Below are 24,175 nucleotides of genomic sequence, written 5' to 3'. Positions count from 1 at the left end.
CCGGCCAAAAGCCCCACGAGGCAGCAACGGCTCAAGCAACTCCCATTCCTCATCAGTCAGTTCATGACGACGCACCATCACTCCATACTGCCCCCGGCACGACACTTTGACGACACGCCCTAGGGCGGCCGGGTCAGCTCGGGTCAGCCGGATCGGCTCCGGCAGGTCCGTCCGGCTTGGGCCGTCTCACCCGGCCCGGCCGTCCCGCCCGGCTCCGGGTCAGGCGTCGGTCGGGGGTGCCGGGGGCTGCGGGGGTGCGGGGCTCTCTGCCGGTGGCGGGGTGGGCGGGTCGTCGGTTACGGGGGTGACGGGGGCGCCGGACTGGGGTGTGCCCTGGGCCGGGGGATCGGATGCTTCCCTGAGCGCGGTCCAGCGGGCGGCACGGGACTCCTCGCCGAAGAAGTCGAACGGCTCGAAGGGTTCGACCGGCCCGAAACCCGTCCCCGCGCCGGCCGCTTCGGCGCGGGCCAGTTCGGGCAGGCCCCGACCGGCATCCGCCCCGGCGCGCACTTCGGCCTCGGCGCGAGCAATCGCCCCGGCCCGGGCTTCGGCCCGGGCGGCGGACCGCTCCCGCCGCCGCTCCACCAGCCCCGCGAACAGCGCCGACGGGCCCCGCCGGGATCCCCGTACCTCATCGGACCCCCGGGACTCCCGGGACTCCCGGTCCTCCCGCGCCGCCCGGGGCTCATAGGCCCCCTGCGCCTCACGGGCATCCCGCGCCTCGCGGGCACCCCCCGCCTCACGGGCCCCGCGGCGCCCCCGCCACCACCGCACGCAGAGCGCCACCGGCACACCGACCCCGGCCGTCCACGCCGCGGCCGCCGCCCCGGTCAACCACCCCACCGGCCCGAACCGCGCGAGCGCCCCCGTGCCCAGTGCCCCGCCCGCCGCGACCGCGAGGACGGCGAACGCGAGCCCGCACAGCGCCGCCGCCACGGCCACCCCGTACACCGCCCGCCGCGCCGACCACTCGGGGCGCTCCCCCACCACGAACCACGCCACCGTCGCCGCCGCGACCACCGGCACCCCGGCCACCGCCCCCGCCGTGACCAGCGCGAGCGTCCCGCCGCCGGCCCGGGGCAACGCCGCGAGCAGCGGGAACGCGGGCAGTACGGGACCGCCCGCGCCCGCCAGCGGCCCCACGACGTGCCCGGCGCCGATGACGACACCGGGGCCGAGGGCGTAGGCGGCGCCCCACACCAGGGCGTTCGGCAGCAGGGCGAGGCAGAGCAGCAGCACCGTGAACCGGCCCGACCAGGCGCCGGTGAGCTGGAGGAACGACGTCTGCACCGCCCCCGCGTGCGCCACGAGCCCCGCCGCCACCACGAGCGCGCCCCCGGCGACCAGCACGAGGACCCCGGCGCCCGCAGCCCGCGCCGCCACCGGCAGCACCTCGCGGCGCAGCGTTCCGGGCAGGACGTCGAGGCAGCGCAGGACCGGCCCGGGCAGCGGCCCGCTCGGGCGCCCGTACGCGGTCCACACCCCGGCACCGGACGCGCCGAACGCGACCAGCAGCAGGTGCGCGGCGCAACTGGCCCACGCGGGCCGCATCTCGCCGCCGGCCGCGTAGAGCATGGCCGCGCCCCCGACCAGCAGATAGCCGATCGCGGTGCCGAGCCAGACGCCCCCGGCGGGCGGCACCGGCCGGTCGTCCTCGCCCTCGGCCGCGTCCCGCGCCGCCCGGTGCACCAGCCACAACGGCAGCGCGAGCAGCAGCAGCGGTGTCACGCCGAGCGGGGCGGGCGCACCCGACAGGGTGTCCGTGCGGATCACCTCGGCGCCGTGCGCGAGGAGCCAGAGCGCGGCGGCGGTGTGCAGGGCGCCGGACGGCCCGGTGTCCGGGTAGGGCGAGCTGATCCACAGCACGGTCACGAGGACCGCGCTCCCGCCGAGCCCGAGGCCCGCGGCGACGAGCCCGCCGAGGAATCCGGCGGCGGGCCCGGGCGCCCGCTCCCGCGCCCGGGTCAGCAGCAGGGGCAGGGTCGGTCCACGGCCGGTCATCGCAGTCACCGGACCATGCTCCCAACGACACGCGCTTTCCCCGCGTAACAGGCGATCCGTGGATGTGTCGCCCAAGATACGTTTATGTACTTTTTGGCGCGAAAGGGTGTGTGGAGTTCCCGATGACACAGCGCCCTGCAACTCCCCTGCCCCCGCCCACGGAGCGGCGCAGAATCCGCGTGGCGAGGTCGCTGAGCCAGCCGCAGCTCGCGGAGCGGGTCGGCGTGACCCGGGCGACGATCCAGTCCTGGGAGACCGGCCGGACGACCCCAAAGGGGCGCAAGCGGGAGGCGTACGCGAAGCTTCTCGCCGAGCTGGACGCCCCGAGCGCCCCCCGCACGAGTGACCCGCGCGGGCCGTCCCCGGCCGCCGCCGAGGGCGCCGAACCCGCGCCGCCCGTGCGGACCGGTCCCGCCCGGGAGATCGTGCGCGTACGGGAGGCCGTCCCCGCCGGCGAGTTCGTCCCCGTACGGATCGACGTGGAAGTCGAACTGGGGCGCGAGCGCGAGGTGGACCGCGAGCGGGAGGCGGCGCGGGCGGCGCGGACCTGGACGCCCGCCGAGGCGTTCGACGCGCTGTACACGCGGACCGCGCCCCTCCTCGTACGGCAGACGTATCTGCTGACCGGGCGGCGGGCGCTGGCGCGGGAGTCCGTCGAACGGGCGTTCCAGTCGGCCTGGGAGCGGTGGCCCGAGGTCGCCGTGGACCCGGACCCCGCGGGCTGGGTGCGGGCGGCGGCGTACGAGTACGCGATGTCGCCCTGGCACCGGCTGCGCCCGGGCCACCGCAGGCCCGAGGCGCCGCCCGCCGACGCGGCCCACCGCGAGCTGCTGGCCGTCCTGCTGAGCCTGCCGCCCGTGTACCGGAGGACGCTGCTGCTGTACGACGGCGTCGGGCTCGACCTGCCGGAGACCGCCGCCGAGACGGAGGCGTCCACGCCGGCCGCCGCCAACCGCATCCTGCATGCCCGCGAGGCCGTCGCCGAGCGGCTCCCGGAGCTGGCCGACCCCGAGCGGCTGACCGCGCGCCTGGCCGCACTGGCGGCGGCCGAGGAACTGGACGCGCCCCGGCCGACGCGGGTCCGCGACGGCGGCGAGAGGCGGATCAGATTCTGGACGCGGACCAGCGTCGTGGCGACGGCACTCGTCGCCGGGGCCACCGCCGTCACCCTGCACGTCGCGCCGACGCACTACGAGCCGGAGCCCGCGCCGGGCGTCCCGGTGACCGGCGTACCGCCGCTGACCGGGCCCGAACGGCTGACCGAGCACGACGTCACGCTCCGCAAGGAGCTGCGCGGGCGGCTCAGCGGCGGCCCGCAGCGCCTCGCCCCGGCCGCCGAGTAGCCGCGGCGCGCGCGAACGCGAGCGGGCCCGCACCGGGAATCGGTGCGGGCCCGCTTCGGCGACGGTCGAGCCGCCGCGCCTGGACGAACGGGCGAGCCAGGCCCTCTCCTGCGGAAGGTCCTAGGAGAGCAGCTCGCGCGCCAGCTTGGCCGTCTCGGTCGGCGTCTTGCCGACCTTGACGCCCGCGGCCTCCAGGGCCTCCTTCTTGGCCTGTGCGGTGCCGGAGGAACCGGAGACGATGGCGCCGGCGTGGCCCATGGTCTTGCCCTCGGGGGCGGTGAAGCCCGCGACGTAGCCGACGACCGGCTTGGTCACGTGGGCCTTGATGTAGTCGGCCGCGCGCTCCTCGGCGTCGCCGCCGATCTCACCGATCATGACGATCAGGTCGGTGTCGGGGTCCGCCTCGAACGCCTCCAGGGCGTCGATGTGCGTCGTGCCGATGACCGGGTCGCCACCGATGCCGACGGCGGAGCTGAAGCCGATGTCCCGCAGCTCGTACATCATCTGGTACGTCAGCGTGCCGGACTTCGAGACCAGGCCGATACGGCCCGGCTTCGTGATGTCGCCCGGGATGATGCCGGCGTTGGACTGACCGGGCGTGATGAGGCCGGGGCAGTTCGGGCCGATGATGCGGGTCTTGCCGCCCTTCTCCTTCGCGTACGCGTAGAACGCGGCGGAGTCGTGCACGGCGATGCCCTCGGTGATCACGACGGCGAGGGGGATCTCGGCGTCGATGGCCTCGACGACGGCGGCCTTGGAGTGGGCCGGCGGGACGAAGAGCACGGACACGTTGGCGCCCGTCTTCTCCATCGCCTCGGCTACCGAGCCGAAGACCGGGACCTCGGTGCCGTCGAAGTCGACGGTCTGGCCGGCCTTGCGCGGGTTGACGCCGCCGACGATGTTCGTCCCGTCGCCGAGCATGAGCTTGGTGTGCTTCATGCCCGTGGCACCGGTCATGCCCTGGACGATGACCTTGGAGTCCTTGTTGAGGAAGATAGCCATGGCTGTGGTTTTCCCTCGTCCCTTACTTGGCCGCGGCCAGCTCGGCGGCCTTGTCGGCCGCGCCGTCCATCGTGTCCACGCGCTGCACCAGCGGGTGGTTGGCGTCCGAGAGGATCTTGCGACCCAGCTCGGCGTTGTTGCCGTCGAGGCGGACGACGAGGGGCTTCTCGACCTTCTCGCCCTTCTCCTCCAGCAGGGCCAGCGCCTGCACGATGCCGTTGGCGACCTCGTCGCAGGCGGTGATGCCGCCGAAGACGTTGACGAAGACGGACTTGACGTCCGGGTCGCCGAGGATGATCTCCAGGCCGTTGGCCATGACGGCGGCGGAGGCGCCACCGCCGATGTCCAGGAAGTTGGCGGGCTTGACGCCGCCGTGGTTCTCACCGGCGTACGCGACGACGTCCAGGGTGCTCATGACGAGACCCGCGCCGTTGCCGATGATGCCGACCTCGCCGTCGAGCTTGACGTAGTTGAGGCCCTTCTCCTTGGCAGCGGCCTCGAGCGGGTTGGCCGCGGCCTTGTCCTGGAGGGCCTCGTGGTCGGGGTGGCGGAAGTCGGCGTTGTCGTCCAGCGACACCTTGCCGTCGAGGGCGATGACCTTGCCGGACTTCACCTTCGCCAGCGGGTTGACCTCGACGAGGAGCGCGTCCTCGGCGACGAAGGTCTTCCACAGCGTCTGGAGGATCTCCGCGATCTGGTCCGCGACCTCGGCCGGGAACTTCGCGGCCTCGACGATCTGGCGGGCGACCTCGGGGGTCACGCCCTCGTTGGCGTCGATCGGGGTCTTGGCGACGGCCTCCGGACGGGTGGCCGCCACCTCCTCGATCTCCATGCCGCCCTCGACGGAGGCGATGGAGAGGAAGGTGCGGTTGGTGCGGTCCAGGAGGAAGGAGACGTAGTACTCCTCCACGATCTCCGGGGCCGTCTCGGCGATCATCACCTTGTGGACCGTGTGGCCCTTGATGTCCATACCGAGAATGTTGGTGGCGTGCTGCACGGCCTCGTCGGCGTCGGCGGCCAGCTTGACGCCGCCGGCCTTGCCGCGGCCACCGACCTTCACCTGCGCCTTGACGACCGACTTGCCGCCCAGCTTCTCGGTGGCCTCGCGCGCCGCCTCAGGCGTGTCGATGACTTCACCGGCCAGCACCGGTACACCGTGCTTGGCGAAGAGGTCCCTCGCCTGGTACTCGAACAGGTCCACGCGCGTCCGTCCCTATCAGTGATCTCGCGGTCGATTTCTGCGTGGGCGTGCCGCGATGGGCAACTGTGACTCCGCTGTCACTAGGGAGGCGTACACGGCGGCCGGGTACGCGGCATGTCCGTCCCGCAGGTTATCGCCGTGCGGCGACGCCTTCTAAATCGCAGATCACACCTGAGCGGTGATACCGGTCACAGAGCACCCGTTTTGTCCCTTGCCCTTACGAGAACCAAGCCCCTCGGCCCCGATGGCCGCGGCCCCGCAAATCAAGCCCCTCCGGCGATTGAGGAGCGGGGCCCGGGGCGGAGCCCCGCGACGGTGAGCCAGAACACCCCACACCTGAAAGGGCACCCCCGCTCAGACTCCCTCACCCGCCACCCCCACCGGCAACCCCCGTTTCTCAATCGCCGCAGCCATGACCTCCGGAAACAGATCAGGCGTACAAGCGAACGCCGGCGCCCCCAAAGCGGCCAGCGCCCCCGCATGCTCCCTGTCATAAGCGGGCGCCCCCTCATCGGAAAGCGCCAGCAACGTCACGAACTGAACGCCCGACGCCGTCATCGCCGCCACCCGCTTCTCCATCTCCGCCCGGATGCCCCCTTCGTACAGATCGGATATGAGGACGACGATCGTGTCGGCCGGCCGGGTGATGCGGCTCTGGCAGTAGGCCAGCGCCCGATTGATGTCCGTGCCGCCGCCGAGCTGCGTGCCGAACAGCACGTCCACGGGGTCGTCCAACTGGTCCGTCAGATCCACGACCGCCGTGTCGAACACGACGAGCCGCGTCTTCAGCGACCGCATGGACGCGAGAACCGCCCCGAACACCGACGCGTACACGACCGACGCCGCCATCGACCCCGACTGGTCGATGCAGAGGATGACCTCCTTCTGCACCGACCGCGCCGCCCGCCCGTACCCGACGAGCCGCTCGGGCACGACGGTGCGGTACTCGGGCAGATAGTGCTTGAGGTTGGCCGCGATCGTGCGGTTCCAGTCGATGTCGTGGTGGCGGGGCCGGCTGACGCGCGCGCTGCGGTCGAGGGCGCCGGTGAGGGTCGCGCGGGTGCGGGCCGCGAGCTTCTTCTCCAGGTCCTCGACGACCTTGCGCACGACGGCCCTGGCCGTCTCCTTCGTGGTCTCCGGCATCGCCTGCCGGAGCGAGAGCAGCGTGCCGACGAGGTGGACGTCCGCCTCGACGGCCTCCAGCATCTCCGGCTCCAGCAGCATCGCGGCCAGGCCGAGCCGGTCGATGGCGTCGCGCTGCATGACCTGGACGACGGAGGACGGGAAGTAGCTCCGGATGTCGCCCAGCCAGCGGGCCACGTTCGGCGCGGAGGCGCCGAGCCCGGCCGTCCTGCTGCCCCCGGCGGCCGGCCCGTACAGGCGGGCCAGCGCCTTGTCCATCGCGGCGTCCCCGCCGGTCAGCGGGCATCCGGTGCCGTCGGCGTCGCCGCCGAGGACGAGCCGCCACCGCCGGCCGCGCTCGTCCCCGTCGCCGTCCGACCCCCGCGTCGCGCCGTGCTCCTCGCTCGTCGTTCCCGTCATCGCCCGCCGTCCTCCCCCGTGCCCGTCGTCCGCTTGTCGTGTCGTCCCTGTCGCCGTCGCGCTCATCCGGCCGCCCCCAGCAGCGCCCGTACGACCGGCAGCACCGCGTCCGCCCGGGCCGCGTCCAGCTCCGGCCCGAACCCGGGCGGCCCCCCGCCCGGCACCCCGGGCCCGGGCGCGGTCCCCCGCGGCCCCCGCCGCACCAGCTCACCCAGCGACCGCCGCACGGCCGCCTCGTACGCGGAGAACGTGCGGCGCAGCAACGGCAGTACGGCGACGAACGCGTCCGGCGACACCCCCGTCAGCCACGCGTCCACCAGGGCGAGCAGCCGCTCGTCGTGCACGAGGAGCAGGCCGCCGCCGGAGCCGCCGCCGACGAACCCCTCGATCCAGGCCGCCGCCTCCGCGGGCGGGGTGCCCGGTGACAGGGCGAGGCTCATCAGGCGGGCGACGGTGTCGTCGTCGAGGGCGCCCTCGTCGAGCAGGAGGCGGGTGGCCCGGCCCCGGACGATCCCGGTGACGCTGTCCCGCTCGGCGAGCACGCGGAGGACGCCCCGCCAGCGCTCGCGCAGCCCGGCGTCCTCCAGGAGGGCGACCGCGGAGTGCACGGCGTCGACGTGGCCGCGCATCTCGGCCGCGGCGTCCGTGTCGAGGCCCGCGCAGGCCGGCGGCAGCCCGACGAAGATCCGCTCGGCGAGCCCGGCGGCGACCCCGGCGAGCGCGCCGGTGTCGGTGCCGCGTACGTCTCCGTAGCGCAGGGCGCGGACCAGGGCGGGCAGCGCCCCTGCCAGGTGGGCGACGTCCACGTCGAGGGCGGCGCGGTCCGCGAGCACCCGCATGACCGTGGGCAGCGCGTCGGACAGGCCGGCGAGCAGGCACTGCTCGGCGAGGGCGGTGACGTCGGCGAGGGCGGGCGCGGCGACCGCGTCCGACGCGGCCTTGGCGGTCGCGGCGGCGAGCACGGTCGTGCCCCATACGCCCGCCTCGGCGACCCGCACCGACAGCTCGGGCTCCCAGCGCAGCCGCCAGCTCTCGCGGAACGTGCCGGTGGAGCCGCGCCCCGACCGCGCCGGCTCGCCCCAGGCGACGCCGAGCAGCCGCAGCCGGTGCAGCAGTCTGCTGCGGGCCGCGTCGGTGTCGCCGCGCAGGTCGAGGTCGAGGTCCTTCTCCAGCGCGGCCGGCTTGAGCCGCAGGGAGCGCTGCTGCCGGGTCAGATCGCGTTGCAGGGGCACGGCGGGCGCGTCGTCGGGGACTTCGCCGAGGGCGTCGCCGACGACGAGCCGGTCGCGGATGAGGGCGAGGGGCACGTCGGAGCCTTCGCAGAGCACCGCCCGCGCCGCGTCCAGCGTCTCGGTGAGCCCGGCGAGCGGCCGGCCGCGCAGCACGGCGAGGGTCTCGGCGAGCCGGACGGCCTCGATGACGTGGGCGGAGGAGACGACGCGGTCCTCGTCGCGCAGCAGTCCGGCGATCTTCGTCAGCCAGCGCTCGACGGGCCGGTCGGGGGCGCTGAACAGGTGCCCGTACCAGCCGGGCGACTCGATGCCCGCGCCGTATCCGCCGGCGCGGGCGAGCCTGCGGTGGGTCCACGGCACCCACGTCATGTCGATCTTCGCCTTGGGCAGCCCCTTGAGCAGGGCGCGGTCGGCGGCGACGGTGGTCCTCTGGCGCAGCGCGGGCACGTGCCAGGCGCCGCAGACGACGGCGACCTCGGGCCCGTCACCGAACTCGCGGCGCGCCGCCCGCAGTTGCAGCCGCATGTACGCCTCGCGGGTCAGGTCGCGGGGGTGGCCGCCGTCCCCGTAGGAGTCGCGCAGCGCGGTCATCGCCTCGGCGAGCGCGGTGAACGGGTCGCCCTCGCGGTGCTCGACGACGTCCTCCCACCAGCGCTCGGGGTCGTCGTAGCCGGCGGTCTCGGCGAGGACGGCGAGCGGATCGACCCGTACGGCGTCGCTGTCGGCGCCTCCGGGCTCGGCGTCGCCGGTCTCCGTGCCGCCGGTCTCCGTGTCGCCGGTCTCCGTGTCCGCGGTCTCGGTGTCCTCCGCGTCGAGGGCACCCTCGGGCACGACCTCGGGCGCGGTGGCAGGCGCGGGGTCTGGCGCGGGGTCGGCGTCCGGGGCCGTGCCGGTTCCGGGGCCGGTGTCGGCGTCGGGGTCGCGCAGGGCGAGGCTGTGGGCGGCGGGCAGGTCGATGAAGCGGACCGGCGTGCCGTGCTCCAGCGCCCAGCGCAGGGCGACCCACTCGGGTGAGAACTCGGCGAACGGCCAGAACGCCGAGCGTCCGGGCTCATCGACGACGTGGGCGAGCAGCGCGACCGGCGGCCGCATCCCGTCACGGGCGGCGAGGGGAACCAGCGCGTCGGCCTCGGGCGGTCCCTCGATGAGGACGACGCGGGGCGGGCTCGCGTCGAGTGCGCGGCGCACGGCACGGGCGGAACCGGGCCCGTGATGGCGCACGCCGAGCAGCAGCGGTCCGCTCATGCGCTCACCTCGCGGCAGGCCCGGTAGAAGTCCTTCCAGCCGTCGCGCTCACGGACCACGGCCTCCAGGTACTCCTGCCACACGACGCGGTCGGCGGCCGGGTCGCGCACCACGGCGCCGAGGATGCCGGCGGCGACGTCGGAGGGGCGCAGCACGCCGTCGCCGAAGTGGGCGGCGAGGGCGAGTCCGCCGGTGACGACGGAGATGGCCTCCGCGGTGGACAGGGTGCCGCTCGGCGACTTGACCTTCGTACGGCCGTCGGCGGTGACGCCGTCGCGCAGTTCGCGGAAGACGGTGACGACGCGGCGGATCTCGTCGATGCCGTCGGGCGCGGCCGGCAGCTCCAGGGAGCGGCCGAGCTGCTCGACGCGGCGGGAGACGATGTCGACCTCGGCGTCGACGCTCGCGGGCAGCGGCAGCACCACCGTGTTGAACCGGCGGCGCAGGGCGCTCGACAGCTCGTTGACCCCGCGGTCGCGGTCGTTGGCCGTCGCTATCACGTTGAACCCGCGTACGGCCTGCACCTCCTGGCCCAGCTCCGGTATCGGCAGGGTCTTCTCGGACAGGATCGTGATCAGCGTGTCCTGCACGTCGGCCGGGATACGGGTCAGCTCCTCGATCCGGGCTGTCATGCCCTCGGCCATCGCCCGCATGACGGGGCTCGGCACCAGCGCGTCCCTGCTGGGGCCGTGGGCGAGGAGCTGCGCGTAGTTCCACCCGTAGCGGATCGCCTCCTCCGGGGTGCCGGCCGTGCCCTGCACGAGGAGGGTGGAGTCGCCGCTGACGGCGGCGGCCAGATGCTCGGACACCCAGGTCTTGGCGGTGCCGGGGACGCCGAGCAGGAGCAGCGCCCGGTCGGTGGCGAGCGTCGTCACGGCGACCTCGACGATGCGGCGCGGCCCGACGTACTTCGGGGTGATGACGGTGCCGTCGGGCAGCGTGCCGCCCAGCAGGTACGTCGACACCGCCCACGGCGACAGGCGCCAGCGGGCCGGGCGCGGACGGTCGTCCTGCGCGGCCAGCGCCGCCAGTTCCTCCGCGAACGCGTTCTCCGCGTGCGGTCGCAGCGCCTGCTCGGCTGCCGGTGTCCCGACGGAAACGGTCATGGCTCTCCCCCTGTGGTCTCGCCCGGTTCGAAGCAGCGCGAGTCGGCCCCACTCGGCCTCGCCGCGTGCTGGTTCCCACCGTGCACCACGCCACTGACAATCGACCCCGGCCCGAACATCGGCGCAGGTCAGGGCAGTTGCCGGGGCGATTGTCAGTGGCGGGCCCTACCGTCGGTGACATGACTCAGCAGGGGGTGCGCTGGACGACGGATCAGGTGCTGGCACTGGCGCCTGACGCCGCGTCGCGCAAAGCGGGGAGCAAGCTCGGCACGGCGGGGCCGTGGTCGGGGACGGGGAGCGCGGACGAGGGGACGGTGTGGGGGCTCTGCGCGGGCAGCGGGGCGAAGGCGTACCAGACGGTCGTGGACACGGGCGGCGCAGGCGAGGCGGGCGGCCCGGCGTACAAGTGCACGTGCCCGAGCCGGAAGTTCCCGTGCAAGCACGCGCTCGGACTGCTGCTGCTCTGGGCCGGCGGCGAGGCGGACGTGCCGGGCGGGCAGGAGCCGCCCGACTGGGCGCGGGAGTGGGTGGAGGGCCGCAGACAGCGGGCCCGGACCCGGCGGACGGACCTGGGGGCGGACGGGACCGGCGCGGCGCCGGCCGATCCGGACGCGGCGCGGCGCCGGGCGGAGCGGCGGGCGCAGCGGATCACGGCGGGCACGACGGAGCTGGAGCAGCGCCTGGCCGACCTGCTGCGCGGCGGTCTCGCGCAGGCGGAGCACGGGGGGTACGCGCTGTGGGAGGAGACGGCGGCCCGCATGGTCGACGCCCAGGCCCCCGGACTTGCCTCACGCGTACGGGAGTTGGCGTCCATAGCGGTGTCCGGAGCGGCCGGGCGGCCGACGCGGATGCTGGAGGAGTGCGCGCTGCTGCATCTCCTGGGCCGGGGCTGGCAGCGCCGTGAGGAGCTGCCCGAGGCGCTGGCGGCGACCGTCCGCACCCGTGTGGGCCTGCCCGCCCCGGCGAAGCTGGCGCCGGTACGGGACCGCTGGCTGGTCCTGGCCCAGTACGACACGGCGGACGGCCATCTGACGACGCGCCGGATATGGCTGCACGGCGTGCGCTCGGGCCGCACCACGCTGCTGCTGTCGTACGGGGCGGCCGGCCGCTCCCCCGAGCTGGCGCTGCCGGTGGGGCTCGCGCTGGACGCGGAGGTGGCGGGGCAACCGGGGGCGCGGGCGCTGCGCGGGGAGCTGGGTGAGCGGTTCGCGGCGCCGGACACCGAGCCGGCCCGGCCCGCGGGCGGCGATGTCGAGGCGGCGCTCGCGGAATACGGCGGGGCTCTCGCCGACGATCCGTGGCTGGAGTCGTGGCCGGTGACGCTGGCGGACGTCATACCGGCCCAGGGCCCGGACGGGGGCTGGCAGTTGACGGACGCCGACGGCAAGGCGGCGCTCCCCCTCACCGGGGGCGGGGCCGGTACGGGGGCGGCGCCGGCGGGGCTGTGGCGGCTGGTGGCGCTGTCCGGGGGCGGTCCGGTCACGGTGTTCGGGGAGTGCGGGCACGCGGGTTTCCGCGCCCTGTCGGCGTGGACGTCCGGGGCGCCCGAGGTCGTACCGCTGTGACGGCGCCCCCACTCGCCCGGCGCCCCGAGGCCGCCGGCACGGCCGGTGCCGGGGACCGCGATCCGGGCAGCCCCGGTCGATTTCCTTCCGACTTCCTTCCAGTTTGCTTCCGGTTTGCTTCCGACTTCCATCCGATCCGATCAGAGAGGACCCACGGTGACGACAGTCAGCGCCGGCAGCACCGACAGCACCGGCTGGGACGAGCTGGTGACCAGCGCCCTGCTGGGCACGGAGCGGCGCCCCGGGCTCACCCCGGACGCCCTGCTCGACGAGGCCGCCGTCCACACGGTGCGGCGCCGCGCGGGCCTCACCCCGGCCCCGGCGGCGACCCCGCCCGAACCGGCCGCCGCCGATCCGCGTCCCCCGCTGCCGCTCGCGGCCCGGCGGCGCCTGGCGCTCCTGCTCACCGACCGGCCGGGCAGCGGGACGACCCGCAGAGGCAGCACCCCCGATCTGCTGGAGCTGCTGCCGCAGTGGCTGGCGATCGCCAACGAGCAGGGGTACGGGCCGCCCGCCGACCTGCTGCCCGCGCTGCTCGACGCGGCGCGCGGGCGTACGGATCTGCGGGCGGCGGCGCTCACGTTCGCCGGGCCGAGGGCGTTGTGGCTGGCCCGGCTCAACCCGGACTGGAAGTTCGCGCTGCGTGCCACCCCAGGCGCGGGCGCCTCGCTTCCGGCGCCGGACGACACGGAGCGGGTGCGGGCGCTGTGGGAGGAGGGGCTGTTCGCGGAGCGGGTGGCGTTGCTCGCCGCGGTGCGCGCGCACGATCCGGCGGCGGCGCGGGAGTTGCTGGCCGGCACGTGGGGGACGGAGCGGGCGGAGGACCGGCTGATGTTCCTTGACTCGTTGCGGGCGGGGCTCGGGCACGCGGACGAGCCCTTCCTCGAGAAGGCGCTGGGGGACCGCTCGCGGAACGTGCGGGCGACGGCGGCGGAGCTGCTGTCGGCGCTGCCGCGTTCCGCGCTGGCCGCGCGGATGGCCGCGCGGGCGCTGTCCTGCGTGGCGTGGGACGCGGCGGCCGGGGCGATAGCCGTCGAGGCGCCCTACGAGTGCGACGCGTCGATGGAGCGGGACGGTGTCGTCGCCAAACCGCCGACGGGCCGGGGCGAACGGTCGTGGTGGCTCGGGCAGTTGGTGGAGGCGGCGCCGCTGGATCGCTGGCCGGAGCGGTTCAGCGGGCGGACACCCGAGGAGATCGTCGCGCTGGACGTGTCCGACGACTGGCGCGGCGAACTGCACGGGGCGTGGTGCCGGGCGGCGGTACGGCAGCGGGACACGGCGTGGTCGCGGGCGCTGCTCGGGTGTGCCACGGCGGCGGGGGCGGCGGGGCCCGGGGCGGTGTCTCTGGCCGAGCGGGCGAAGCTGCTGGGGGCGCTGCCGGCGGGGGAACGGGCGGAGTGGGTCGCGCGGTTCATCGCGGCGCACGGGCTGTCGGAGGCGTTCCAGTTGCTCGGGGTGTGTGCGACTCCCTGGGCGGGGGCGCTCGGGGGTGCGGTGATCGACGCGTTGAACATCGCGCGGGACGCGGGGAGTTATCCGTGGAGTTTCAGCGGGGTGATGGGGCTGGCGGAGCGGTGTCTTGATCCTGCGGAGGCGGGGCGGCTGGAGGGGCTTGCGGTGGCTGTGGAGGAGCCGGAGGGGGCGGGGCCCGGGGCCGGGGGGTATTGGGCGGAGGCGTTTCAGAGGTTGCTGGGCACGGTTCGGCTGCGCCGGGCTTTGCGGGAGGAACTACTCGGGGCGCCTTCTGCCCCCGGGTGAGCCCCGCGCCCCTGGGGAGTCATCCGGCGGAGGCCCGTTGTGACTCGGGTTGCGCAGTTCCCCGCGCCCCTGAGGAAGTGCCCCTTCGGCCGAGTTCTCTGTCCTCGACTTCGTCGTGGCTGAGCGCGCAGTTCCCCGCGCCCCTCAGGTAGTGGGCCTGCCCGTGGGTTGTCACCTGCCGGTTCATCGTGGCTGGTCGCGCAGTTCCCCGCGCCCCTGTCGGGGCGACTTCGTCGCACCCTCCCCCGGAGGGAGCCGGAGGGGCGATTTCGTCGCCGCCTCCTCCCCTGGGGAGCTGGGGCGGAGCCCCGCTCCCTCAGGGGCGCGGGGAACTGCGCGACCAGCCCCCACCGGCCCGCAGGTGAGAGGAGGGCGCCGAGGGGCAAGGGCCGGCCAACCCCCGGAGGGGCTACGTGGAGGCCGGCTGGGTGACGTTCGCTCGGACCCACTCCACGATGGACGCCGTGGTCGCCCCGGGCGTGAAGATCTCCGCGACCCCCTTCTCCTTCAGCGGCGCGATGTCCCCCTCGGGGATGATCCCGCCCCCGAACACCTTGATGTCCGCCGCGTCGCGCTCAGCGAGAAGTTCGATGACACGGGCGAACAGCGTGTTGTGCGCGCCGGACAAGATGGACAGCCCGATCGCGTCGGCGTCCTCCTGGATGGCGGTGTCCACGATCTGCTCGGGCGTCTGGTGCAGGCCCGTGTAGATGACCTCCATGCCGGCGTCACGCAGCGCACGCGCGATCACCTTGGCCCCGCGATCGTGGCCGTCGAGTCCCGGCTTGGCGACGACCACGCGGATCGGACCGGCTGCCACACCCATCACTGCCTCCATGAAGTGACTGCTCCCCGGGAGCGGATACCCGAAGTGAACGAACGTTATCGCCAGCATCCCGCAAGCAGCCGTTTCGCGGTGTGCAGGGAGGGGGAAATCACACGTGGGACACGTTCGCTGAGCGCCGCGCCCGTCCGGGCCGGAGGACGACCGCACCGGGGGCGGGCGCGCGAGGGCGTGCGCCGACGGGAGGTCGACCGATGAAGGTCACGAGTTTCCTGCCCTTTCGCCCGCTCCTTCACCTGATACCCCCGAGACTCACCGGTCTCTCCGGCCTCACCAGCTTCACCGGCCTCAGCGGCCTTTCCGTCGCGCTGGTGAAGGCGACCGCGCTGGAGCTGGCGATCCTCACCGGCCATCTCCTCCTCTACCCCTCAGGCATCCTCCCCGAGCGCCCGGACCCGAGCCCGGACCGACGCCCGAACCCGGACCCGGACCGCCCGCCCCCGCCCGCGATCCCCGCGCCGGCCCCCACCCCCGTCCTCCTCCTGCACGGATTCATCGACAACCGCTCGGTGTTCGTGCTGCTGCGGCGTTCGCTGGCGCAGCACGGCCGGACGCAGGTGTCGTCGCTCAACTACTCGCCGCTGACCTGCGACATCCGTACCGCCGCCGCGTTGCTCGCCCGGCATGTCGACGAGATGAGGGAGCGCACCGGGCGGGACCGGATCGACATCGTGGGCCACAGCCTGGGCGGCCTGATCGCCCGCTATTACGTGCAGCGCATGGGCGGCGACCAGTACGTCCGTACGCTCGTGACGCTCGGCACCCCGCACGGCGGCACCCGGGTCGCGCGGCTCGCGGACGCGCATCCGATCGTGCGGCAGATGCGGCCGGGTTCGTCGCTCGTCGAGGAGTTGCGGGCGCCCGCGCCGGGGTGCCGTACGCAGGTGGTGAGTTTCTGGAGCGACCTCGATCAGGTGATGGTGCCGCTGGAGACGGCGTGCGTGGACCACCCCGATCTGCTCGCGCGGAACGTGCGGGTCACCGGTGTCGGGCATCTGGCGCTGCCCGTGCACCCGGCCGTGGCGACCGCCGTGCGCGACGCGCTCGACCAGGAACCCGCGACGGATCTCGCCCGCGCCGGCCTGACCGTGGCCTGACCCCGACCCAGCCCCCCCACTCCGACCCGACCCGCCCGGCCCGTCATGCGCGAAAACCGGTCGCCGCGCGTCGAACGCATCTCGAACTCAGCGCCAAAAGCTCTGCACGTGGACCGCCTGAAGGCGGGAGTTCGCCCGATTCCGGGGGTGAGGGACGCCGACGAAGATTGTCGTGCGCTCATACCGCCGGGTACAGTCACCGCACTGCTCTGGCAGCCCCTGTTGTCGAGGCGAAAGAGAAGTTGGTGAACGACCGTCATCCGTCGGCGCCCGCGTACGACGCGGCGTACGGCGGGCACTCCACGACCAGCTTCGCCACCGATCCACTCTTCGGTGACCTGCCGGGCGACGCTCCGTACGCCTCCGGTACCCACCCTGGTACCCACGACGCGGCGACTTATGACGCCCCGAACGCGTACACCCCGAGCACGTACGACACCGGCACGTACAACTCCGGTACGTACGACACCGGTACCTACGCCACGGCTTCCTACGACACCGGTTCCTACGACACAGGCCAGTGGTACGCCGCCGCCGGAAGCCCGCTTCCGCAGCAGCAGGCGCAGACGTACGCGGACCCGTACGCGACGGGCACCTACGACACGGGCTCGTACGACACCACCGCCATCTGGGCCGCGCCCGACACCGCGTACGGCACGCAGCAGCACACCGGGCAGTGGGACACCGGGCAGTGGGGCGACACCGCGCAGGCCACGCAGACCTTCGCCTCCCCCTTCGGGACGGCCGTCTACGACACGGGCGCGTACGACGCCACCGCCTGGAACTCCGCGCCCGCCGACCAGCCGGCGCCCGCCGAGCAGCCCGAGGCCGAGGCCACCACCGTCCACGAGCAGGTGCCGGACCAGTACAGCCCCCTCGACCAGGCACTCCCGCACGACACCCAGGCCCTGGAACTGGACCTGGCCCCCGACGAGGACCCCGAGCCGGCGCCCGCCGCTCCCACTCCGGCGCGCGCCCCCCGTCCCGGCCGCGCCGACCGTTCCGCCCGTACGCGTCGCCGTACGCCGTCGAAGCGTTCCGCGCTGCTCACGGTGGCCGTGCCCTCCGTGTGTGTCGTGGGGGTCGCCGGGGCCGCCGCCGCGTCCGTGATGGGCGGCGACGACGGCAAGGACACGCAGACCACCGCCGCCGCGGCGGACGTCCCCGCGGTGAAGCCGGCCGTCGCCAACAACAAGCTGGACACGCAGTTGCGGGGCCTGTCGGCCGACGCGGGTGACTTCGCGGACCGCGCCAGCCGTACGCAGGAGCGCATCGACCTGCGTGCCAAGCAGGAGGCCGACCGCAAGAGGGCCGCCGCCGAGGCCGCGCGCAAGGAGGCGATGCGGCCGAAGTTCGCGCTGCCGGTCAAGCAGCGCGGGCTCAGCGCGTACTTCGGGCAGGCCGGCATCAACTGGATGTCGTCGCACACCGGTATCGACTTCCCCGTGACGTACGCGCCGGTGATGGCCGCGACGGACGGGACGGTGCGGACGCAGTTCAACAGCGCGTACGGGAACATGGCGATCGTCACCGCGAAGGACGGTACGGAGACCTGGTACTGCCATCTGTCCCGGCACACCGTGTTGAACGGGCCGGTGAAGGCGGGGGACGTCATCGCCACGTCCGGGGATTCGGGTAATTCGACGGGGCCGCACCTGCATTTCGAGGTGCATCCTGGGGGCGGGGCGGCGGTTGACCCTCTGCCGTGGTTGCGGAGTCACGGGCTCGACCCGACGTGATCGCCGGCGGCTGAGCGGGGCGGGATTCGTCTGACGGTACGTCGTGGTCGCTCGCGCAGTTCCCCGCGCCCCTGGGTGAGTGGGTGGCTCCGGCAGGTGGGGATCCTCGACTCTCGTCGTGGCTGGGCGCGCAGTTCCCCGCGCCCCTGGGTGAGTGGGTGGCTCTGCCGGTGGGGATCCTCGACATTCGTCGTGGCTGGTCGCGCAGTTCCCCGCGCCCCTAGGCAGGTGGGCCAGCCCGTGGTCTTGATCCTCAGCTTTCGTCGTGGCTGATCGCGCAGTTCCCCGCGCCCCTGGAGGGGCGACTACGTCGCCACCTCCCCCCCTGGGGAGCTGGGGCGAAGCCCCGCTCCTGAGGGGCGCGGGGAACTGCGCAACGTTCAGGACAGCGGGCCTCGACCGGAGAACTCCCCAGGGGCGCGGGGAACTGCGCGACCAGCCACCCACCGGGCCGCAGGTGGAGGCCAGCCTCAGGGGGCAGCCCTAGAGCTTTTCTACCGGCGCGTACCGCAAAAGCAACCGCTTCGGCTTCGGGTCGCCGAAATCGATCGTCGCCTCCGCGTTGGACCCGGACCCGCTGACCCCGACCACCGTGCCGAGCCCGAACTGATCGTGCGTCACCCGGTCCCCGACCGCCAGCGCCACGACCGGCTTCTCGCTCGCCCGGCGCGTGGCGAACGCCGGCGTCGAGCGCGACCGGGACGACGACAGCGAGGCCGCGATGCCCCCGCCGAGGTTCTTCGTGGAGACGGCCGGCGTCGAAGGTCCGGTCCGCTTCCACTCCAGGTGCTTCTCCGGGATCTCCTCCAGGAACCGCGACGGCGGGTTGTACGACGGCTGCCCCCACGCGCTGCGCATCGAGGACCGCGTCAGATACAGCCGCTCACGGGCGCGCGTGATGCCGACGTAGGCGAGCCGGCGCTCCTCCTCCAGCTCCTTGGTCTGGCCGAGGGAGCGCATGTGCGGGAAGACGCCGTCCTCCATGCCGGTGAGGAAGACGACCGGGAACTCCAGGCCCTTGGCGGTGTGCAGGGTCATCAGGGTGATGACGCCGCTGCCGTCGTCCTCCTCGTCGGGGATCTGGTCGGAGTCCGCGACGAGCGCGACCCGCTCCAGGAAGTCCGACAGGGTCCCCCCGCCGGCGCCCCCGCCCGCGTCCGCGCCCTCGGCACCTTCCTCCGCTGCCGCTGCCGAAGCCGCCGCCGCGTTCTCCTGCTCGAACTCCAGGGCCACGGCGGCGAGTTCCTGAAGGTTTTCGATGCGGGTCTCGTCCTGCGGGTCGGTCGAGGACTGGAGTTCGGCGAGGTAGCCCGTGCGCTCCAGGACCGCTTCGAGGACGGTCGCGGGGCCCGCGCCGGACTCGACGATCGTGCGCAGGTCCTCCATCAGCGTGTTGAACCGCTTCACCGCGTTCGTCGAGCGGGCGGCCATGCCGTACGCCTCGTCGACGCGGCGCAGCGCCTGCGCGAAGCTGATCTTCTCGCGGGAGGAGAGCGCGTCGATCATCGCTTCGGCGCGGTCGCCGATGCCGCGCTTGGGCACGTTGAGGATGCGGCGCAGCGGGACGGTGTCCTCGGGGTTGGACAGGACACGCAGATAGGCGAGGACGTCCCTGACCTCCTTGCGCTCGTAGAAGCGGACGCCGCCGACGACCTTGTAGGGCAGGCCGACGCGGATGAAGACCTCTTCGAAGACGCGGGACTGCGCGTTGGTCCGGTAGAAGACGGCGACGTCGCCGGCCTTGGCCTCGCCCGCGTCGGTGAGCCGGTCGATCTCGTCGGCGACGAACTGGGCCTCGTCGTGCTCGGTGTCCGCGACGTAGCCGGTGATCTGGGCGCCCGCGCCCGCGTTGGTCCACAGGTTCTTCGGGCGGCGCGACTCGTTGCGCTCGATGACCGCGTTGGCCGCGGTGAGGATGGTCTGGGTGGAGCGGTAGTTCTGTTCCAGGAGGATCGTCGTGGCGTCGGGGTAGTCCTCCTCGAAGTCGAGGATGTTGCGGATGGTGGCGCCGCGGAACGCGTAGATCGACTGGTCCGCGTCACCGACGACGCACAGCTCGGCGGGGCCCGGGTCGTCCGTGCCGGGCGGGGTGTCGAGGCCCGCGTCCACGTCGGCGTCATGCGCGGCGCCGGTCCCGACCAGCTCCCTGACCAGGGCGTACTGGGCGTGGTTGGTGTCCTGGTACTCGTCGACGAGGACGTGCCGGAAGCGGCGGCGGTAGTGCTCGGCGACGTCCGGGAAGGCGCGCAGCAGGTTGACCGTGGTCATGATCAGGTCGTCGAAGTCCAGCGCGTTGGCCTCGCGCAGCCGGGACTGGTACATCGCGTACGCCTGGGCGAGGGTCTTCTCAAAACCGTCGGCGGCGGTGGCGGCGAAGTCCTCCTCGTCGATCAGCTCGTTCTTCAAGTTGCTGATCTTGGCGCTGAAGGACTTAGGCGGGAACTTCTTCGGGTCCAGGTCCAGGTCGCGGCAGACCAGGGCCATGAGCCGCTTGCTGTCGGCGGCGTCGTAGATCGAGAACGACGAGGTGAAGCCGAGCTTCTTCGACTCGCGGCGCAGGATGCGCACGCACGCGCTGTGGAAGGTGGAGACCCACATGGCGTGGGCGCGCGGGCCGACCAGGGACTCGACGCGCTCCTTCATCTCGCCCGCGGCCTTGTTCGTGAAGGTGATGGCGAGGATCTGGCCGGGGTGGACCCCGCGCGCGGCGAGCAGGTACGCGATGCGGTGGGTGAGGACGCGGGTCTTGCCGGAGCCCGCGCCGGCGACGATGAGCAGGGGGGAGCCGCCGTGCACCACGGCCGCCCGCTGGTTCTCGTTCAGCCCTTCCAGGAGGGCCGCGGGGTCGAGGACCGGGCGGGGCGCGCCGTCACGGTAGTGGGCGTCCCTGGCCGGGGGCACGTCGAACTTCCCGCCGAACAGGTCGTCGGGGATCGGCTCGGCGCCGGGGCCCTCGTGCTCGTCCTCGGGCGGCGGCGGGGGTGCTTCCGCTCCGCTCTGGAGGCTGGCCAGGAAGTGGTCGTCAAAGAGGCTGCTCATCGCTCTACGAGTCTAGGCGGACCCACTGACACCCCGCCCCCGCCTTTGCGATACGGCACAGCACACGCCCCGGGCGCGCGGCACTGACCGTACGCGCCCGCTCTGGCACCCTGCGTGAGAGAACGGGCGCCGAACCCGCACGCGTACCCGAGGTCACGAAAATGTATCGGGCATATCGCACATCAACCTTCACAGCAGCAACACGAGTTGGCTACGGTGCTGCGCGGGCCGCCCGTCCCCCCGCCCGCGGACGTCGCGGCGAGCGAGCGGCCCCCGCCGAGTCCCGTACGCCGTGAGGCGGGGAACCGGGGACCCACCGACCTTGGGGTGAGTCGGCTCACGGCCCGGCATCAGCGGGCCCCACGCCGTAGGGCACCTTCCGTAGCCCGAACCCGACAGCTAACCCGGTAGGCGGACCACGGAAGGAGTCGCCAGAAGTGGCGTCGCACCGCAAGCCGCGTACGCGGTCCCGGATGACCGGTGGTCTTCGTACGACCCCCGCTGTCGGTATCACCACCGCCGCGCTCACCTCGGTGGCGCTGTTGTCGCAGACGGCGCAGGCCGCGCCGGAGCAGCCGCGGCGGCCGAGCCTCGAAGAAGTGCAGAAGAAGGTCGACTCGCTCTACCGCCAGGCCGAGGTCGCCACGCAGAAGTTCAACGCGGCCAAGGAGCAGACCGCGCGGAAGAAGAAGCAGGTCGACAAGCTCCTCGACGACATCGCGCGGCGCACGGACCGGATGAACGCGGCCCGTATGGAGCTGGGCCGGTTCGCCGCCGAGCAGTACCGCGACGGCGGGGTGAGCGACACGGCGACGATGCTCCTCGCGGACAACCCCGAGGACTACTTCGCGCAGGACCAGCTCATGCGCCGGATGACGTCCCGCCAGAAGAAGGCGGTCGACGACTTCCAGGAGCAGCAGCGGCAGACCGCGAAGAAGCGGACGGAGGCGCAGGAGAACCTTCAGCAGCTCACCTCGTCGCAGACCGATCTGAAGACGTCGAAGCAGGACGTGCAGGGCAAGCTCGCGGACGCCCGGCAGTTGCTCTCCCGCCTGACCGCGCAGGAGAAGGCGCGGCTCGCGGCGATCGAGAAGCGCAAGGAGGAGGCGGCCCGCAAGAAGGCCGCCGAGCTGGCGGCGCGGCAGAAGGCGAAGGAGGACGCGGCCCGGCGCAAGGCGGAGGAGCAGGCCGGCCGGCAGGGCTCGGGCGGCTCGGGCACGGGCTCGGGTTCCGGCGCGGGCACGGGTTCCGGGGCCGGGACGGGCTCGTCGTCGGGGTACGCGGCGAAGGCGGCGCAGGCGCTGGCGTTCGCCAAGAACCAGATAGGCAAGCCGTACGTGTGGGGCGCGACCGGGCCCGGCTCGTACGACTGCTCGGGGCTGACGCAGGCGGCGTGGAAGGCCGCCGGGATCACGCTGCCGCGCACGACCTGGGACCAGGTCAAGGTGGGCACGACGGTCCCGCTGTCCTCGATCCAGCCGGGTGACCTCGTCTTCTTCTACGACGACATCAGCCACGTCGGCCTGTACCTGGGCGACGGCATGATGATCCACGCGCCGAAGCCGGGCGCGTACGTGCGCGAGGAGTCGATCTACTACGACGGCACGTCCGCGATCCACAGCGTGGTGCGGCCCGCCTGACGCGGCGCACGACCGAAGGCCCGGACCTGCGCGGTCCGGGCCTTCGTTCGTGTACGGGGCCGGCGGGCCGGTCAGGTCCAGAGCACGGCGATGAAGATGTTCAGCATGGTCAGGCCGCCGACCGCCGCGAACAGGCCCTTCTCGGCGGTCTCCTCGTCGCGCTTGACGTAGACGATGCCGAGGATCACGACGAGGACGGCGAGCTTCACGCCGATCTTGACGTTGTTCAGGGTGGCGCCCTGCGCCTCGTTGAGCCCCACGAGGGCGACGCCGGTCACGAGCATCGTCAGGGCGCCGTGCAGCATGCCCTTGGTGAACCGGGCGGTCCCCTTCCCGATCGCCGACATCTGCGCGAGGAAGCCGCCGAGGAGCGCGGCGATGCCGATGATGTGCAGACCGACGAAGAGGTGGATGAGTACGTCCATGCTCGTGAGCGTAGCCGGGCGCTCATCGGCCGCCGTCACCGATCCCCCGTGAACACGTGACGGTCGCCTCACGCCACAACCCGTAACAAACAGATCAGTTGCGAACAATCCGTCATCAACCCGTTACGCCGAGGTTTAGCGTCCATGCCCAGGTGACCGGCTCCCCACCGCCGTCCGGCTCAGGACGGCAGTCGGTCGCCACCGCCGAGAAAGGTCCGGCGGCGGTCCGCTCCCCCTGTGCGGGCCGCCGCCGGACGCGTAAGGCGGCCGCCGCGCCCCCCACGCGGCGGACCGAGCGACCGGAAGGACGTGGCGCTTGATGCCGGCAGCGCATCGCAAGCCCCGAGGACGTTCACTCGGCGGGCAGACCGCCCGCACCGCGGCCACCCTCGCGCTGGCCTCGGCGGCGACCGCCACCACCGTCGGCGGCGGCGCGGCGCACGCGGAGCCGCACCTCACCCCCGCCGAGGTCAAGGCCCGGGTCGACCGGCTCTACCAGCAGGCGGAGGTCGCCACCGAGAAGTACGACGGGGCCAAGGAGCGGGCCGACAAGGCGCGCACCGCGGTGAACAGGCTGCGCGACGAGGCGTCCCGGCGGATGGACGCCCTCACCGCCCAGCGCGAGCGGCTCGGCGCGGTCGCCGCCGCCCAGTACCGCACCGGCGGCGTCGACCCCACCGTGCGCCTGCTGCTGTCCGCGCGCCCCGACCAGTACCTCGACCAGGCGGCGCTCGCCGACCGCGTCGGCGCCCGGCAGGCCGTGACGCTCGCCCGGGTCCGCGCCGGGCTGCGCGAGATCGACCAGCTCCGCTCCCAGGCCGACGGGCACTTACGCGAACTGCGGTCGCGGCAGGCCGAGTTGAGCCGCCAGAAGAAGACCGTCACGGGCAAGCTCACGGAGGCCAGGCGGCTGCTGGCCCGGCTCTCCCCCGCCGACCGCGCCCGCGTCACCGACCCGGCGGGCGCGGACCGCGCCTCCCGCTCCGACGCCCGCCCGGCCCCGGACGCCCCCGCCCCCGAAGGCTCCGCGCAGGCGCCGAACGCGCGGGCGGCCGCCGCCATCGCCTACGCCTACCGCGCCCTCGGCAGCCCCTACGTCTGGGGCGCGACCGGCCCCTCCGCGTTCGACTGCTCGGGGCTGACGCAGGCCGCCTACCGCGCCGCCGGTGTCTCCCTGCCCCGCACGACGTACGCCCAGATCGACGCGGGCCGGCGCGTGGCCCGCTCCGAGCTCAAGCCCGGCGACCTCGTCTTCTTCTACTCCGGGATCAGCCATGTCGGGCTCTACATCGGCGGCGGCCGCATGATCCACGCGCCGAACCCGAGCGCGCCGGTGCGGATCGCGCCCATCGACGAGATGCCGTTCGCGGGCGCGACCCGGGTGTCCTGAGCCCCG

General features: G+C 73.5%; 16 protein-coding genes and 1 riboswitch. Of the genes, 7 read left to right on the top strand and 9 right to left on the bottom strand.

The window, feature by feature from the left end:
- Window positions 1-219: 219 nt before the first annotated feature.
- Complete coding sequence (locus tag ACZ7LY_RS28200; RefSeq protein WP_471627547.1) at window positions 220-2,001, bottom strand: cell division protein PerM; 1,782 nt, start codon at window positions 1,999-2,001, stop codon at window positions 220-222.
- Window positions 2,002-2,123: 122 nt separating this feature from the next.
- On the opposite strand from ACZ7LY_RS28200, the gene ACZ7LY_RS28195 reads away from it, so the two are divergent.
- Window positions 2,124-3,344: a helix-turn-helix domain-containing protein gene (locus ACZ7LY_RS28195; RefSeq protein WP_471627543.1), complete on the top strand. Its 1,221-nt coding sequence runs from the start codon at window positions 2,124-2,126 to the stop codon at window positions 3,342-3,344.
- A gap of 120 nt (window positions 3,345-3,464) precedes the next feature.
- Here the strand turns inward: ACZ7LY_RS28195 and sucD are convergent, their stop codons facing one another.
- The 5 genes from sucD to ACZ7LY_RS28170 form a co-directional block, all read right to left on the bottom strand.
- On the bottom strand, window positions 3,465-4,346 hold the full coding sequence (sucD, locus tag ACZ7LY_RS28190) for a succinate--CoA ligase subunit alpha (protein WP_471627542.1): 882 nt from the start codon (window positions 4,344-4,346) through the stop codon (window positions 3,465-3,467).
- Between the two features lie 22 nt (window positions 4,347-4,368).
- A complete protein-coding gene (gene sucC / locus ACZ7LY_RS28185; protein WP_471627541.1) occupies window positions 4,369-5,547 on the bottom strand; it encodes an ADP-forming succinate--CoA ligase subunit beta in 1,179 nt (392 codons plus the stop codon).
- A 354-nt stretch (window positions 5,548-5,901) separates the two neighbouring features.
- Window positions 5,902-7,089, bottom strand: coding sequence for a VWA domain-containing protein (locus ACZ7LY_RS28180; protein WP_471627540.1), 1,188 nt, complete (start codon window positions 7,087-7,089; stop codon window positions 5,902-5,904).
- A gap of 62 nt (window positions 7,090-7,151) precedes the next feature.
- Window positions 7,152-9,566: a DUF5682 family protein gene (locus ACZ7LY_RS28175; RefSeq protein WP_471627539.1), complete on the bottom strand. Its 2,415-nt coding sequence runs from the start codon at window positions 9,564-9,566 to the stop codon at window positions 7,152-7,154.
- Window positions 9,563-10,672 carry an ATP-binding protein gene (locus ACZ7LY_RS28170; RefSeq protein ID WP_471627538.1) on the bottom strand — a complete coding sequence of 370 codons (1,110 nt, stop codon included), beginning with the start codon at window positions 10,670-10,672 and terminating at the stop codon, window positions 9,563-9,565. The genes ACZ7LY_RS28175 and ACZ7LY_RS28170 overlap by 4 nt, the downstream gene beginning before the upstream one ends.
- A gap of 179 nt (window positions 10,673-10,851) precedes the next feature.
- Between ACZ7LY_RS28170 and ACZ7LY_RS28165 the strand changes: the two genes are divergently transcribed.
- Window positions 10,852-12,237, top strand: coding sequence for an SWIM zinc finger family protein (locus tag ACZ7LY_RS28165; RefSeq protein ID WP_471627537.1), 1,386 nt, complete (start codon window positions 10,852-10,854; stop codon window positions 12,235-12,237).
- A gap of 156 nt (window positions 12,238-12,393) precedes the next feature.
- Window positions 12,394-13,995 (top strand): DUF5691 domain-containing protein, encoded by a 1,602-nt coding sequence (locus tag ACZ7LY_RS28160; protein ID WP_471627536.1) that lies wholly within the window; start codon window positions 12,394-12,396, stop codon window positions 13,993-13,995.
- A 409-nt stretch (window positions 13,996-14,404) separates the two neighbouring features.
- On the opposite strand, the gene ACZ7LY_RS28155 is transcribed toward ACZ7LY_RS28160, so the two are convergent.
- A complete protein-coding gene (locus ACZ7LY_RS28155; protein WP_471627535.1) occupies window positions 14,405-14,821 on the bottom strand; it encodes a cobalamin B12-binding domain-containing protein in 417 nt (138 codons plus the stop codon).
- 212 nt (window positions 14,822-15,033) lie between these two features.
- Between ACZ7LY_RS28155 and ACZ7LY_RS28150 the strand changes: the two genes are divergently transcribed.
- Together ACZ7LY_RS28150 and ACZ7LY_RS28145 are read left to right on the top strand one after the other, a co-directional pair.
- On the top strand, window positions 15,034-15,936 hold the full coding sequence (locus ACZ7LY_RS28150; protein ID WP_471627534.1) for a lipase family alpha/beta hydrolase: 903 nt from the start codon (window positions 15,034-15,036) through the stop codon (window positions 15,934-15,936).
- Between the two features lie 245 nt (window positions 15,937-16,181).
- Window positions 16,182-17,675 carry a M23 family metallopeptidase gene (locus tag ACZ7LY_RS28145; RefSeq protein WP_471627533.1) on the top strand — a complete coding sequence of 498 codons (1,494 nt, stop codon included), beginning with the start codon at window positions 16,182-16,184 and terminating at the stop codon, window positions 17,673-17,675.
- A gap of 483 nt (window positions 17,676-18,158) precedes the next feature.
- On the opposite strand, the gene pcrA is transcribed toward ACZ7LY_RS28145, so the two are convergent.
- Window positions 18,159-20,714 carry a DNA helicase PcrA gene (gene pcrA, locus ACZ7LY_RS28140; protein WP_471627532.1) on the bottom strand — a complete coding sequence of 852 codons (2,556 nt, stop codon included), beginning with the start codon at window positions 20,712-20,714 and terminating at the stop codon, window positions 18,159-18,161.
- A 264-nt stretch (window positions 20,715-20,978) separates the two neighbouring features.
- Window positions 20,979-21,143, top strand: a riboswitch (cyclic di-AMP (ydaO/yuaA leader).
- Between the two features lie 8 nt (window positions 21,144-21,151).
- On the opposite strand from pcrA, the gene ACZ7LY_RS28135 reads away from it, so the two are divergent.
- Window positions 21,152-22,354 carry a C40 family peptidase gene (locus ACZ7LY_RS28135; protein WP_471627531.1) on the top strand — a complete coding sequence of 401 codons (1,203 nt, stop codon included), beginning with the start codon at window positions 21,152-21,154 and terminating at the stop codon, window positions 22,352-22,354.
- Between the two features lie 71 nt (window positions 22,355-22,425).
- Here the strand turns inward: ACZ7LY_RS28135 and ACZ7LY_RS28130 are convergent, their stop codons facing one another.
- Window positions 22,426-22,779: a hypothetical protein gene (locus ACZ7LY_RS28130; RefSeq protein WP_471627530.1), complete on the bottom strand. Its 354-nt coding sequence runs from the start codon at window positions 22,777-22,779 to the stop codon at window positions 22,426-22,428.
- 319 nt (window positions 22,780-23,098) lie between these two features.
- Between ACZ7LY_RS28130 and ACZ7LY_RS28125 the strand changes: the two genes are divergently transcribed.
- Window positions 23,099-24,169 (top strand): C40 family peptidase, encoded by a 1,071-nt coding sequence (locus tag ACZ7LY_RS28125; RefSeq protein WP_471627529.1) that lies wholly within the window; start codon window positions 23,099-23,101, stop codon window positions 24,167-24,169.
- The last annotated feature ends 6 nt before the right edge of the window (window positions 24,170-24,175 follow it).

Source organism: Streptomyces sp. NPDC107550 (assembly GCF_055639095.1).
The sequence above is the reverse complement of the archived record's forward strand: the minus strand, read 5'-3'. Positions and strand labels throughout refer to the sequence as shown.

What these genes read in the sequence shown, in the direction of transcription:
- sucD (WP_471627542.1), bottom strand. Translation starts at nt 4,346, where the DNA reads ATGGCTATCTTCCTCAACAAGGACTCCAAGGTCATCGTCCAGGGCATG.
- ACZ7LY_RS28130 (WP_471627530.1), bottom strand. Translation starts at nt 22,779, where the DNA reads ATGGACGTACTCATCCACCTCTTCGTCGGTCTGCACATCATCGGCATC.
- ACZ7LY_RS28155 (WP_471627535.1), bottom strand. Translation starts at nt 14,821, where the DNA reads ATGGGTGTGGCAGCCGGTCCGATCCGCGTGGTCGTCGCCAAGCCGGGA.
- ACZ7LY_RS28150 (WP_471627534.1), top strand. Translation starts at nt 15,034, where the DNA reads ATGAAGGTCACGAGTTTCCTGCCCTTTCGCCCGCTCCTTCACCTGATA.
- ACZ7LY_RS28200 (WP_471627547.1), bottom strand. Translation starts at nt 2,001, where the DNA reads ATGACCGGCCGTGGACCGACCCTGCCCCTGCTGCTGACCCGGGCGCGG.
- pcrA (WP_471627532.1), bottom strand. Translation starts at nt 20,714, where the DNA reads ATGAGCAGCCTCTTTGACGACCACTTCCTGGCCAGCCTCCAGAGCGGA.
- ACZ7LY_RS28170 (WP_471627538.1), bottom strand. Translation starts at nt 10,672, where the DNA reads ATGACCGTTTCCGTCGGGACACCGGCAGCCGAGCAGGCGCTGCGACCG.
- ACZ7LY_RS28195 (WP_471627543.1), top strand. Translation starts at nt 2,124, where the DNA reads ATGACACAGCGCCCTGCAACTCCCCTGCCCCCGCCCACGGAGCGGCGC.
- ACZ7LY_RS28125 (WP_471627529.1), top strand. Translation starts at nt 23,099, where the DNA reads ATGCCGGCAGCGCATCGCAAGCCCCGAGGACGTTCACTCGGCGGGCAG.
- ACZ7LY_RS28165 (WP_471627537.1), top strand. Translation starts at nt 10,852, where the DNA reads ATGACTCAGCAGGGGGTGCGCTGGACGACGGATCAGGTGCTGGCACTG.
- ACZ7LY_RS28175 (WP_471627539.1), bottom strand. Translation starts at nt 9,566, where the DNA reads ATGAGCGGACCGCTGCTGCTCGGCGTGCGCCATCACGGGCCCGGTTCC.
- ACZ7LY_RS28180 (WP_471627540.1), bottom strand. Translation starts at nt 7,089, where the DNA reads ATGACGGGAACGACGAGCGAGGAGCACGGCGCGACGCGGGGGTCGGAC.